At 70.1% G+C, this 13010-nt stretch carries 10 protein-coding genes; 3 read left to right on the plus strand and 7 right to left on the minus strand.

Going from position 1 to position 13010, the window contains the following annotated elements; all coding sequences use genetic code 11:
• The first annotated feature begins 223 nt into the window (after positions 1–223).
• From IHD13_RS13480 to qhpG, 3 genes are read left to right on the plus strand one after another with little or no spacing between them, the layout of a single operon-like run.
• Positions 224–1708, plus strand: a complete 1485-nt coding sequence (locus tag IHD13_RS13480) for an aldehyde dehydrogenase family protein (protein ID WP_195861555.1) — start codon at positions 224–226, stop codon at positions 1706–1708.
• Positions 1709–1763: 55 nt separating this feature from the next.
• Positions 1764–3071 (plus strand): hypothetical protein, encoded by a 1308-nt coding sequence (locus IHD13_RS13485; RefSeq protein WP_195861556.1) that lies wholly within the window; start codon positions 1764–1766, stop codon positions 3069–3071.
• Positions 3071–4447: a flavin-dependent monooxygenase QhpG gene (gene qhpG, locus IHD13_RS13490; protein ID WP_195861557.1), complete on the plus strand. Its 1377-nt coding sequence runs from the start codon at positions 3071–3073 to the stop codon at positions 4445–4447. The genes IHD13_RS13485 and qhpG overlap by 1 nt, the downstream gene beginning before the upstream one ends.
• On the opposite strand, the gene IHD13_RS13495 is transcribed toward qhpG, so the two are convergent.
• The 7 genes from IHD13_RS13495 to fadA all read right to left on the minus strand — a co-directional run bounded on the left by IHD13_RS13495 (position 4372) and on the right by fadA (position 12997).
• A complete protein-coding gene (locus tag IHD13_RS13495; protein WP_195861558.1) occupies positions 4372–5067 on the minus strand; it encodes a hypothetical protein in 696 nt (231 codons plus the stop codon). The two genes, qhpG and IHD13_RS13495, sit on opposite strands and share 76 nt — an antisense overlap.
• Positions 5058–6770 (minus strand): ATP-binding cassette domain-containing protein, encoded by a 1713-nt coding sequence (locus IHD13_RS13500; protein ID WP_195861559.1) that lies wholly within the window; start codon positions 6768–6770, stop codon positions 5058–5060. Before IHD13_RS13500 ends, IHD13_RS13495 begins: the two co-directional genes overlap by 10 nt.
• Before the next feature lie 117 nt (positions 6771–6887).
• Entirely contained in the window at positions 6888–7973 is a 1086-nt protein-coding gene (gene peaD, locus IHD13_RS13505) for a quinohemoprotein amine dehydrogenase subunit beta (RefSeq protein WP_230086309.1), read from the minus strand.
• 14 nt (positions 7974–7987) lie between these two features.
• Positions 7988–8350 (minus strand): quinohemoprotein amine dehydrogenase subunit gamma, encoded by a 363-nt coding sequence (qhpC, locus tag IHD13_RS13510; RefSeq protein WP_230086310.1) that lies wholly within the window; start codon positions 8348–8350, stop codon positions 7988–7990.
• Positions 8351–8524: 174 nt separating this feature from the next.
• Complete coding sequence (gene peaB, locus IHD13_RS13515; RefSeq protein ID WP_195861561.1) at positions 8525–9952, minus strand: quinohemoprotein amine dehydrogenase maturation protein; 1428 nt, start codon at positions 9950–9952, stop codon at positions 8525–8527.
• A gap of 20 nt (positions 9953–9972) precedes the next feature.
• On the minus strand, positions 9973–11538 hold the full coding sequence (gene peaA, locus IHD13_RS13520) for a quinohemoprotein amine dehydrogenase subunit alpha (protein ID WP_195861562.1): 1566 nt from the start codon (positions 11536–11538) through the stop codon (positions 9973–9975).
• A gap of 280 nt (positions 11539–11818) precedes the next feature.
• The gene (fadA, locus tag IHD13_RS13525; RefSeq protein WP_195861563.1) at positions 11819–12997 is read right to left on the minus strand and encodes an acetyl-CoA C-acyltransferase FadA; all 1179 of its coding nucleotides are present in this window, start codon (positions 12995–12997) and stop codon (positions 11819–11821) included.
• Positions 12998–13010: the final 13 nt, after the last annotated feature.

The raw sequence follows: 13010 nt of genomic DNA on the forward strand, positions 1-13010 counted from the left end.
GGTCTCTCCCGGTGGGTCGCGGTGTCCCAGGATGCGACAGCCGTCGTGTCCGGCGACGCGACACCCGGAAGCCCTCTCCGAGGCGACGCCTCAACCCACTGTTTTCTTTATGATTATTGTAAATCCCAAAGCTGGCATGGGACTTGCTATTCGAGTATCAGGCACCCTTGGCGCCTCGAACGGTCTGCCAACAATCATAAATCAGCCCCACAGGAGCACAACCATGACGCAGCCCACCGCCGCCATTCAATCCTGGCTGGACAAGCGCCACGCCCACTTTATCGGCGGCCAGTGGCGCCCCGCCGCCGATGGCCAGACCCTGGACGTCTACAACCCCGCCACCGCCGAGGTGATCAGCCGGGTCCCCGCCGGGGACGCCGCCGATATCGACGCCGCGGTCAACGCCGCCCGGGAGGCCTTCCGCAGCTGGCGCCGGTCGCGCCCGTCACAACGCGAGAAGCTGCTGCTGGATCTCGCCGATGCCCTGGAGGCTCGCGCCGACGACTTCGCCCTGCTCGAGACCCTGGATAACGGCAAGCCGGTGACCTTCTCGCGGCACATGGACGTGGCCCTGGCCATCGACTTCATCCGCTACACCGCCGGCTGGGCCACCAAGATCGAGGGACGCAGCATGACTCCCTCGATGCCCTTCGTCCCCGACGACAAGCAGATCGTCGCCTACACCCGCCGCGAGCCCATCGGCGTGGTGGGGGCCATCATCCCCTGGAACTTCCCGCTGCTGATGGCGGTATGGAAGGTGGCCCCGGCGCTAGCCGCCGGCTGCACCATCGTGCTCAAGCCCGCCGAGGACACCCCGCTCACCGCCCTGCTGCTGGCCGAGCTGGCCGAGCAGGTGGGCCTGCCCGCCGGTACCCTCAATGTGGTCACCGGCCTGGGGCACACCGCCGGGGCAGCCCTGGCCGGCCATCCGGGCATCAACAAGGTGGCCTTCACCGGCTCCACCCCGGTGGGCAAGCTGATCGGCCACGCCGCCATGGAGAACATGACCCGCACCACCCTGGAGCTGGGTGGCAAGTCGCCGGTGATGGTGCTGGCCGACGCCGATCTCGAGGCCGCCGCCGCCGGCGCCGCCCAGGCGATCTTCTTCAACCAGGGCCAGGTGTGCACCGCCGGCTCGCGCATCTATGTCCATGAGTCGATCCACGACGCCTTCGTCGCCCGGCTCGCCGACCAGGCCAAGGGCCTGACCCTGGCGCCGGGCTGGGAGCCCACCTCTACCCTGGGGCCACTGGTCTCCGCCAAGCAGCAGCACCGGGTCCTGGAGTACATCGACCAGGCCCGCCGCGACGGCGGCACCATCGTCACCGGTGGCGGCAAGGGCAGCGATAGCGGCTACTTCGTCGAGCCCACGGTAATCACCGGCCTGGCCCAGGCGAGTCGCTGCGTGCAGGAGGAGATCTTCGGCCCGGTGGTGGTGGTGCAGGCCTTCCGCGAACTCGACGAGCTGGTGGCACTCGCCAATGACTCCCCCTACGGCCTGGCCGCCAGCATCTGGTCCAACGACCTCGCCGCGGTCAATCGCCTGGTTCCGGAGATCGAGGCCGGCAGCGTCTGGGTCAACGGCCATAACCTGCTGGACGCCTGCATGCCCTTCGGCGGCTTCAAGCAGTCGGGGATCGGCCGCGAGCTCAGCGACTCGCTGATCGAGCATTACACCGAGCAGAAGTCGGTCGTAATGATCGTCTGATGCGACTCGGCCCCGGCATCGGGCCGGGGCCCCTCCACCCCCAAGGGAAATCACCATGCATAACAACAAGAGCTTCCGGCGTCTGCCGACGACGCTGGGCGGCCTGCTGCTGGCCGTCACCCTGCCCACCCAGGCCGTTGAGATGGCCGATCTCGGTCACGCCACGGTGGATGTCGACCTCCAGGCGCTGCTGGGCGCCTTCCACAGCGACCGGGGCTATGCCACCGGCGCCGCCGAGCCACGCCGCTACCGCTGGCAGGAGGGCGTGGTCACCCTCGGCGCCGAACTCAATCCCAAGGAGTCCGGCCTCTATGGTCGGGTCAGCACCGTGGCCACCGCCACCTGGGGTGACGGCGACGCCGCCGGCTTCACCTCCGGCAGGGAGCGGGAACTGGACCTGGAGGACGCCTTCGTCGGCTACCGCAGCGAGGCCCTGGGCGGCTCGCCCTGGACCCTCGATGTCTCCGCCGGACGTCAGCCGATCACCCTCGGCGACGGCTTCCTGGTGGCCGGCGATGCCTTGAGCCTGGGTGACGCCCTGGGCGAGGAGCTCGACCGCGGCGGTGCCTACTACCTGGCCGGCCGCCAGGCCTTCGATCGCACCGCCATGGTGGCGCTGGGCCGCGACGGCTGGCGGGGCCAACTGGCCTGGTTCGAGTCGGACAACCCGGCCCAGGCCAGCACCGAGATGGCCGCCTTGACCCTCGCCCATGAGCACGCCAGCGGCCTGGTGGAGGCGACCTTCCTGCGTGGCCTGGGCGTCGACGAGACCCAGGCCGACGATTTCCTGGCCGAGCGCGACGGCATGAAGGTCTATGGGCTACGCGCCGAGCAGCGCCTGCTCGACGAGGCCCTGACCCTACGCGGCGAAGTCGCCCATCAGCGCAAGGACACCCGCGAGCATGCCTGGGCCCTGGAGCCGGCCTGGACCTTTAGCGAGCTGCCCGGCCAGCCGACCCTGTCGCTACGCTACAGCCGCTTCTCCGCGGGCTGGGACGCGCTCTTCTACGGCTTTACCCGGGGCTATGGCACCTGGTTCCAGGGCGAGGTGGCGGGTAACTACGCCGGCCCCTTCAACAGCAACGCCGAGGTGTGGCGGCTGGGCCTGGAAGGCTCGGTCAACGAGAGCCTGCACCTGGGGCTCTTGGCCTATGACTTCTCGAGTCGGGACAGCACCAGCCCGCCCGATATGGGCGGGCGCGAGCTCAACCTCTACGCCGAGTGGCTGCCCACCGACTGGCTCTATGTCTCGCCGCTGCTGGGCTGGTACAGTCCCGACAGGAGCGCGGCCGAGGGCGGTATCCAGCTCGGCGACGACGACACGTCCTTCTATGCCCAGCTACTGGTGGGGGTCTTCTTCTGATGCATGATGAGGCGGCCGGGGAGGTACTGATCGCCGGCGGCGGCCCCGCCGGGGCCGCCCTGGCCATGCTGCTGCATCGCGCCGGCCGGCGGGTCACCCTGGTGGGACGTGCCCGGGACTACCGGGCCATCGAGGGGGCTTCCCGACGCAGCCTCCAGGCCCTGGCCGGCCTGGGGTTGCATCGCGCCGCCGCCTGCGCGGTGGGCCCCCTGCCCCGGCGAGTCACCTGGGGGGGCGAGGCGCGGACCCCCAATGCCGAGTGGCTGCTGCCGCGTCCGGCCTTCGATGCCGCCCTGCTGGCGGACCTGCGCGAGGCCGGTATCCAGGTGATCGAGGCACGCATCACGGCCCTGGCGAGTAACGGCGATCGGGCGCGGCTGACCCTGGCGGATGGCCGCGTCTTCAGCGCGCCCTGGGGCGTGGAGGCCCGGGGCCGGGCGACGGCGCGGCGCCACTTTCGCGACGCTGCGCCCTGGTCGACGCCGGCCTGGATCCTGCGCGGTGCGGCCCCGAACTTGACCCCAGACTCGACGCCGGCCAGTGCCGCCCTATCGCTGCCCGGCGGCGGCTGGGCCTGGTGGTCGCGGCTCAGCGGCCAGCAGTACCTGCAACTGGCCCTGCCGGAGGCGACACTAGGCCAGGCGCGCCGGACCCCTGACGCCTGGCTGGCCGCCCAGCCCGAGCTGGCCAAGCTCTGGGGTGATGCCCCCATCCAGCACCACTACCAGCGCCCCAGCCTGCTGGGGCGCACCCGGGTCCGGGAGGGGCGCCTGTGGCGCCTGGGGGATGCCGCCATGGCCATCGACCCCCTCTCCGGCCAGGGCATCTTCAATGCCCTCTCCTCGGCCCATGGCCTGGCGCCGGTATTGAATAGCCTGCTCGAGGGCCAGCCCATCGCCCCCCTGGAGCGTTTCCATCAGCGCCGCCAGGACGCCCAGTACTGGCGTTTCGCCCGGGCCGGCCGCGACTTCTATCGCCAGGCCGCCTATCACGCCGCGATGTCTGGCGAGCCGCTCTCCTACTGGATGGCGCGCTGCCACTGGCCCGACCATCAACCGCTGCATCGGCCGGAGCCCTGGGAATGCGTGCGGGTAGCGCGGGGCCTGGCCATCGTCGGCACCCGCCTGGCCAAACGGGAGCTGGTCATGACCCCGGACCAGCCCCTGGGCATCCAGGCGGTGGCGGGCACTCCCCTGGCGCCCCTGGTGCGGGCCATGCAGGCCGGCGACCAGGATGCGGCCCAGGCGCTATTGATCGCCGCCGGCCCCGCCGCCGCGGGCGTCATCCGCTGGTGGGCCGATCACCCCGACTGGCCGACGCTGCCCAGCGTCTCGTCTGTCGCTTTCACGCCTTCCACCGACTCCGCCAGCCAGTAGCCCAGGGCATGGGCCGCGGCGAAGCTGGCCCCACCCAGGGGGGGCGGCATGCCCGCCGGCGGCGGCCCCATCTGCCAGGGCTGCCAGGGGCTCGCCTCGCCCCCGTCCTCCGGCGCCTCCTGGGCCGCCCAGACGCAGGCGTACCAGCGCCCGTCGCGGCCTCGGCGGGGCGGCCCCGGGGCCAGGCCCGCGTCGCCGGTCACCGCCATGACCCCGGGCCAGGCCGCCGGATAGACCGGCGCCCCGAAGCGCGGGCTCGAGGCGACGATGCGGGTGCCGGCGGCCTTAAGCCGCGCCACGGCCGCCCGAAGTCGGGCATCGGCCCGGGGCAGTCCCAGGCTACACAGCAGCCAGGCCGGTGGCGCCTCGGCCTGCCACTCGAAGGCCGTCGCCAGGGCCTCGGCATCGGCGGTGAGGCGCGCCTCGAAGAGCTTATAGAGGGCGATCTGCCGCCGCGGCGGCAGATAGTGGCTCAGGGTGGCGAGGATGGCCCGCCCATGGCCCAACCGATCCTCGGGGTCGGCGCCCACCGGCGAATGGAAACGTGCCAGGGGCGTGCCCGCCGGCACGCCGCTATCGATCAGCCCCAGGGTCGGTGTTAGGGCCGGTATTAGAGACATGACGCCGCCTCCCCCGCGATCAGCCGCCCGCCCTCGAGGCGGTAGCGGGCATCCAGGTGACCGAAGTGGCCCCCCTGGTGGCTGATGATCAACCGGGTGGTGTCGCCCAGCACCTCGTCGAGCAGGGCATCGAAGGCCCGGGCGGCCGCCGGGTCCAGCGCCGCGGTGGGCTCGTCGAGCAGCACCAGGCGCGGCTTCTTGAGCAGCGCCCGGGCTAGGGCCAGGCGCGCCCGCTGGCCGCCGGAGACCTTGCCGCCCAAGTCGCCCAGCTCGGTGGCCAGGCCCTGGGGCAAGGCGTCGACCCACTCCCCCAGGCCGACCCGCGCCAGCGCCTCGATCAGCTCGGCTTCCTTGGCCTCGGGGGCCAGGGCACGCAGGGTCTCGGCCAGGCTGCCACGCAGCAGGCTGGGGTGTTGCTCCACCCAGGCCACTCGCTTGAGCCAGTGGCGGCGGGCGAGCGCCTCGAGCGGCACGCCATCGACGCGGATCTCGCCCGACTCGGGGGCCTCCAGGCCCAGCAGCAAGCGGATCAGGCTGCTCTTGCCAGCGCCCGTGGGGCCGTCGATCAGTACCTTGTGACCCGGCGGGAGCTCGAGGTCGACACCACCCAGCAGCCAGTCGGCCTGGCCGGGATGGCGAAAGCGCAGCCCCTCGAGGCGGATCTCCCCGGGCCCATCGGGTCGTTCGCCCCGGTAGGGATCGCGCATGGCGGGCTCATCGAAGAGTTCGGCGAGGCGCGCCGCGCTGACCCGGGCCCGCTGCCAGCCGCCATAGAGGCCGAGCAGGCCGCCGATGGGCGCCATCACCATGCCCAGATAGGCCAGCAGGGCCACCAGCTCGCCGAGCTGCAAGCGCCCCTGGATCACCAGGTAGCCGCCCAGAAGCAGCACCCCGGCCCGGGCCAGGGCGAGGATCAACTGGGGCCCCAGGTCGCTGAGGAAGCCCACCCAGCGCACCGCCAGGAGGCGCCGCAGCTGTTCGTGGCCGAGCCCCTGGAGGCGGTTGAGCCGCGAGGCCTCCAGCGCCTGGCCCTGGAACCAGGGGCCATGGGCCAGGGTGTCCTGCCAGAAGCCGGAGAGCTCGCCGCTCTGCTGCCGCAACGCCTGCTGGCGGCGGGTCAGGGCCGGGCGCCAGGCACGCAGCCACAGCCACTGGATCGGTACCAACACCGCCACCAGCACCATCAGCAAGGGGCTGAACAGGCCGATCATGGCCAGGGCCCCGACCAGTCCCAGCAGGTTGGAGAGCCCGCCGAGCAGGCCATCCAGGGCGAAGCCCTGGAGGATCGACAGGTCGCCGTCGAGGCGACTCATCAGGTCGCCCCGGCCGCGGGCCTGCCAGCGCCCCGGGGCCAGGCGCAACAGGTGACGCAGCAGGGAGCGGCGCAGCGACAGCAGCAGCCGGGCGGAGAGCGCCACATGCTGCAGGCGCGTCAGCCCCTGCAGGCCCAGGGCGGCAAGCCCCACCGCCACCAGGGCGGCCACATAGGCGGCGACGCTGGCGAAGTCGCCCTGCATCAGGCCCTGGTCGATCAGCCGCTGGGTGAGCAGCGGCGGCAGCAGCGCCAGCAGGGTCGCCACCAGGCTCAGTGCCAGCAACCGCGCGAGCGCCAGCCGCCGCGCCTTCAGCGGCCGATAGAGCCATCCCCAGGGCAGTTGGCCCGGGTCGCGGGCAAGGGTGGGGTCGTGGCCAGGCTCGGGCATGGGCAGTTCTCCAGCAAAAAGGGCCGGCGACTCTATCGAGTCCCGGCCAAACGGACCACGCAATCGCGCAAGGTGCTGTCTGAAACGTCGGCGAGCGCAGACCGTTTCAGGCAGTGCCTAGAAGCGGGCGACCTTTAGGGTCGCCGTACTCATATCGCCGGGCAGGCGGATACGTCCCAGGTCATTGAAGTCGTCATCATAGATGGCGATATCGCTGGAGGCGCCGCCCAGATAGATCCGCGAGCCGTCGTAGGAGGTGTTGATCACGTAGTAGGTGTGGTCGAGATCGATCACCTCGACGATCTCCCGGGTGCGGGCATCCAGCTTGCTGAGCTGGGTGTAGACCCCATAGAAGATATCGCGCTCGCGGGGGTCGGAGACCATGGAGAAGATGATGAACTCGAAGGGGGCGATCTCCTTGTTCTCGGTCTCGCCGCTGGCCAGGTCGACCCGGCTGATGCCCCAGTGCCAGGCCTCGTTCTCCTCGCCGGGATGCTCCGCCACCGTATAGGGCCTCAGGAACTCATTGGTCACCTCGCCGGTGGACCACATGGCCAGGGAGTCGGGCGGGCTGAAGCCGGGGCGATCCCAGTGACGATTGGCGATGGCGACCTCGGTCTCGCCGCTCTGCGGATCGACCCGATAGATATCCGCCCCGGCCAGGTAGAGATAGCCGTCCTCGGCGGCGCCCATGGTGGTCACCTGACGCGGCGCCGGGAAGGTGGCGAGGGGTTCGGCATCGAGCCCCGCCGCGGTGTCATAGACCGCCAGTTGGGGCGCCAGCACCTCGTAATGATCGCGGTGCAGGCGTACCCGATCCTGCACCGTATAGAGGCGGCTACCGTCGGGACTCAGTGCCAGGGAGGCCGTGGCCTTGGCGCGCACATTGCCACTGGACTGGCGGGCGCGGAACACCTCTTCGCAGTTGGTGAGGTCGATGCCCACCACGTCTTCCCAGCGATTATGCAGCACATAGGCGATGCGCTCGTCCGGGGAGAGCTGCAGGGTGCCGGAGCCGAAGGCGCCCTCCACGTCGCAGCTGCGCACGATCTCCCGGGCCTCGGGGTCGATCACATGCAGCTGGTTGGGACGGGCCATGGTCACCAGGTACTCGCGTACCTCCTCGGCCTCGGCAGTATCGACCAGCAGGGGCTGGGCGGCGAGGGCCAGCAGGCCCGCCAGGGTCAGGTTGAGCGGCTTCATCACAGGGTTTCTCATCACTTCTCGCCTCCCGGGTAGACGCTGTCGAGCTTGCGCCAGTCGTCCTCGGCGCGGTCGGCCCCATCCCCCCAGTGGGGGTAGGTGTTCATGGTGTCCGGCACCTGGGCGGGCCACCAGCAGGGGTCGGCGCAGCCGTAGAGGTCCGCCTCCATGGGCTGGCAGAGCGAGGCCACGCCGCCGAAGGGGTCCACCTCCCAGCCCGGGTCGAAGCTGGAGGTACAGCCGGCGATGGTCTGCATGGCCTGGACCTCCTCCAGGGCCTCCGGGGTCGCGGCCCGCTCCATCTCCCGGGCCTTGCGGTTGAGGGGCGCCAGCCCCAGCTGGGTCATGGTCTTGTTGTTATCACTGTGATTGCTCATACACTCTGCCTCCCGGCCAGGGGGACTTCTGGTCGAATATCCGTCGGGGTTGCCGCCTTGCGGTCGGCGAGCTGCTTGTCAGGATTCATGCGCTCTGCCTCCCGGCCAGGGGACCGTCTGGTCGAATATCAGTCGGGGTTGCCGCCTTGCGGTCGGCGAGCTGCTTGTCAGGATTCATGCGCTCTGCCTCCCGGCCAGAGGGCCATCGAGAAACTCGGGATTATGACGCAGGATGCGCGCGTAAGCCTGGATGCCGAAATCGACCCAGTCGCGCATCAGGTCGCAGTAGTGGTAGGTGGGGGTCATGGGGTCGCCGTAGCGGGCATAGCTCTCGTGATAACAGCCACCGGAGCAGAGGTTGCGGATCCGGCAGTCGCTGCAGCCCCGCTCGCTGCGGTCGCTCCTGGCCTCGATAAACTGCTTGAGGCCGGCGTGATCGAGCCCCGCGTCGACGTTGCCGAAGGTCGGCATCTCCGAGCCGGTGAAGCGGTGGCAGAGATGCACGTCGCCGGCATGATCCACCGACACCAGCCCCAGGCCGGCACCGCAGGGCACCGCCTTGCTGCGCCCCTCCCAGAGATCGGTGAGCAGCTGGTTGAAGTTGCCGAAGCCGATATCGCGGCCCTCGATGGCGGCCGCCACGGCGCGCTCGCCGAGCGTGACCATGCCGTCGAAGACCGTCTTGAGCTCCTCGCCGGTGAGGTTGTAGGCGGCCATGTCGCCGGAGGTGACCGGGGCGAAGCCCGCCTCGGCGAAGCCCAGCTCGTTGACCAGGTGATCGTGGATGCCGATCACGTCGGTGATGCCGCGGGTCAGGGTGACCCGGGCCCCCACCGGCCGCGAGCGGTAGCCGGCCAGCAGCGGCTTGATGCGCTTGGCCACCAGGTCATAGGTGCCCTGGCCGTTGACGGCGATGCGGTTCTTGTCATGGACCGCCTTGGGCCCGTCCATGCTTACCGTCAGGCCGAAGCGATGGGCATCGAAGAAGGCGATCTTCTCTTCGTTGAGCAGGGTGGCGTTGGTGGTCAGGGTGAAGTCCACCGCCTTGCCGAGGCCGTGGATGCGTTGCTCGGCCCAGGCCACCACCTCGCGGATCAGCGGCATGTTGCTGAGCGGCTCGCCGCCGAAGAAGACGATGTTGTAGCGGTCGCGGTGCGGCGCCTCGCGCAACATCATCTCGATGGAGGCCTGGGCGGTGGCCAGGTCCATCTTCTTGCCGTCCCGGGGGTTGTCCAGGTCTTCCTTGTAGCAGTAGCTGCAGCTCAGGTTGCAGCCGGTGTTGACGTTGAGTACCACGGTGGAGAGCGGAAACTGCTCCACCTCGACCCTGGGGTTGTAGGCCTGCACCGCGCCATCGGTGACCAGCTTCAGCGCCTTGAGCTGCGCCAGGCGCGCCTCGATGTCGTCGCCGCTGGCCCGCCGGGTCAGCCGCGCCGGCAGGGCCCGGCTATCGAGCCCCTCCCCGCGCCCGGCCAGGGCGAGGAGTTCCTCGCTCAGGGCGTCCGGGGCGAACAGGCTGGTGGTGGGGATATGGAACCACAGCGGCTGGCCTTCCACCTCCACCCGGTGCAGGTTCTGGGGTATCGCTTGCAAGATTCCCATGATGCTCTCCTGGTCCTGGGTTAGCGAAGCGGCGGGTTGTTCCAGCGCTGCACGGTGACGATCAGCTGCGCCTCGTCCTGGACGGTTTCCTGGCCCACCACGCTGGCGGTGACCCGCAGGTTGCCGACATTGTTGGCGTTGTACTGCCGCAGCGGATTGGGGCCGGCGCCGGCCGGCGAGAAGATGCCGGTGGCGGCGTCCAGCACGCCGGCGAACTTGGCGTCCTCGTCGCGCTCGGCGATCTCGTCCCAGGGGGCGACGCTCCAGCGCACCGGCACCTGGCCGAGCGGAATGGCCTCCTCGCCCTCGCCCAGGTAGCCCAGGGCACTGAAGACGCCGCTCACCGGCGGGGTGCGGTCGTTGCCGATGCGCGCCACGCCGAGCGCCGGGCTGACCTCGAGGCGGTCCACGCGCTGGTAGCCGGCGAGCAATTGCTCGTGGCGCCGGTCGCCGACGACCACCGGCAGCCAGCCAGGCGTCAGGTCGGCGGCCACCTCCACGTCGAGCACCAGGCGGGTGTCGCCGCGCTCGATCACCTCGCGCACCGTGACGCCCTCGCCCAGGTCGATCTCGCCCTCCCCGAGGCCCTGGCCCAGCAGCACCAGGCGGCGACGCTCGCCGGCCTTCAGCGACGCCGGCAGGCTGGCGACCAGGCCCGGCGCGGCGGCCTCGCTGGGCACCATGGTGACCTGCATACCGAAGGCCTCGTCGTGGTCGTCGAAGATGCGTCCGCCGGGGCGCGCCTCGGAGAGGTCCAGCACCTGCTTGAAGTCGCGGCCGTTGAGGCTCAGGTTGGCACGCCACTCGTAGCCGGTATAGACGATGGCCTGGCCCGCGCCCTCGAGCGAGCGCCCGCTGGTGAAGGCGCCGGCCAGGCTCAGGGCATAGGCGTCCTCGCCCTCGGCGGCACTGATGGTGACGTCGGCATAGAAGTCGCCCTCGCCGGGCCAGTGGCCCCAGAGCTGCCAGTCGCCCTCGGGGGAGCCCCCCTCGGCCTGCTGCCAGGCGTCCCAGGCCGCGCTCTCGAGGCCCTGGGTCTCGGCGAGCCAGGGGGCGATCTCATCCAGGGCGAGATCGAACCAGTCGCGATCCCGGGCCATGGCCTGGTACTCGATGGTCTGGAACTGGCCCACATGGAAGTGCATCAGGTGTTCCCACTCCTCCAGGGGGCGCCGCTGCAGCTGGGCGCGGCCACCGGTATGGCAGCGGGCACACATCTCCTGGTAGCTGGGGTGGTCGAAGGACTCGATGCGGTTGAGGCGGCGCTCAATCAGCGCACGCTGGGGGGCGCTCTCCTCGGGGGCCAGGCCCCGGGTATCGGCCAGGTACTTGACGATATCGCGACGCGCCTCGCCGGGCAGTTCCAGGCCGTGCATCAGTTGCATGCGCGCCACCGTCATGTCCCAGCCTTCTGGGGTCTTGCGCTGGGCACTGATGCGGCTCCAGCCGTTGTCGCCGTTACCGACCTGATGGCAACCGGAGCAGTAGCGATTGATGGCCTCCTCGCCGGGGTCGGCGCCGGCCATCAGCGGGGTCGAGGCGATGGCCACCAGACAGAGGCCTCGCAGGGGGGACAGCGTTCTCAAGGCAATCTCTCCTCGTTGTTATTGTCAGGCACTGGGGGCCAGAGCCCGCCATGTCAGTGACTATGGAAGTTCCGGGCCAGCAGCTGTTTTTTATCGTTATATCAAGCCACTACCCCATAACCCGAGGACTGACGGGGCACCCCGCCCGGGCCCGGTGTCGCAGCCTGGGACAGTCCGGGCGTGTCGCCTTGCGACGCCGGGTTAGTAACGCACAACGCCGCCCCCGTGGCGACACGGGGGCGGCGTTGCGGGGCCAACGCTAGGTTGGCGAGGGTGGGGCTTACTTCAGGCGTTCGAACACCGTGGCCACGCCCTGGCCCATGCCGATACACATGGTGGCCAGGCCCAGGGTGGTGTCCTGCTGCTGCATCACGTTGAGCAGGGTGGTGCAGATGCGGGTGCCGGAGCAGCCCAGGGGATGGCCGAGGGCGATGGCGCCGCCGTTGAGGTTGACCTTCTCCTCCATGGCGTCGCGCAGGCCCAGGTCCTTGAGCACCGGCAGGCCCTGGGCGGCGAAGGCCTCGTTGAGCTCCACGGTTTGGATATCGTCGATGGTCAGGCCGGCGGCCTTGAGGGCCTGCTTGGAGGCCGGCACCGGACCATAGCCCATGATGGCGGCGTCACAGCCGGCCACGCCGGTGGAGAGCACCCGGGCGATGGGCTCCAGGCCCAGGGCCTGGGCGCGCTCGTAGCTCATCACCGCCATGCCGGAGGCGCCCACGGAGAGCGCCGAGGAGGTACCGGCGGTGACGGTGCCGTTGCGCGGGTCGAAGACCGGCTTGAGGGCGGCCATCTTCTCCAGGCTGGCATCGGCGCGGATCACCTCGTCGCGCTTGACCAGGATCTTGAAGCCCCGCTCGTCATGGCCCTCGACGCCGATGATCTCGTTGTCGAAGCGGCCCGCCTCGGCGGCGGCCTGGGCGCGCTGGTGGGAGCGCACGCCGAAGGCGTCCTGCTCCTCGCGGCCGATGCCGTGCATCTTGCCCAGCAGCTCGGCGGTCAGGCCCATCATCATGCCGGCCTTGGCGGCGTGCTTGCTGACCGCCGGGTTGACGTCGACGCCATGCATCATGGAGACATGCTCCATGTGCTCGACGCCGCCCACCAGGTAGACGTCGCCCATGCCGGCGCGGATATTGGCGGCGGCGATATGCAGGGCGCTCATCGAGGAGCCGCACAGGCGGTTGACGGTCTGCCCCGGCACGCTGCGCGGGATGCCGGTCATGATGGCGGCGTTACGGGCGATGTTGTAGCCCTGCTCCAGGGTCTGGTTGACGCAGCCCCAGATGACGTCGTCGATCTCGGCGGGGTCGAGGCCCGGGGAGCGTGTCAGCAGCGCCTCCATGACGGCGGCGGAGAGGTTCTCGGCGCGCACGTTGCGGAAGGCACCGTTCTTGGCCTTGGCCATGGCGGTACGGACGCCATCCACCACCACGACATCTCTCGGATTCAAGCTCATCTTCATTCTCCTT

Origin of the sequence: Halomonas sp. 328, assembly GCF_015645095.1 — a bacterium.
Lineage (GTDB): Bacteria > Pseudomonadota > Gammaproteobacteria > Pseudomonadales > Halomonadaceae > Bisbaumannia.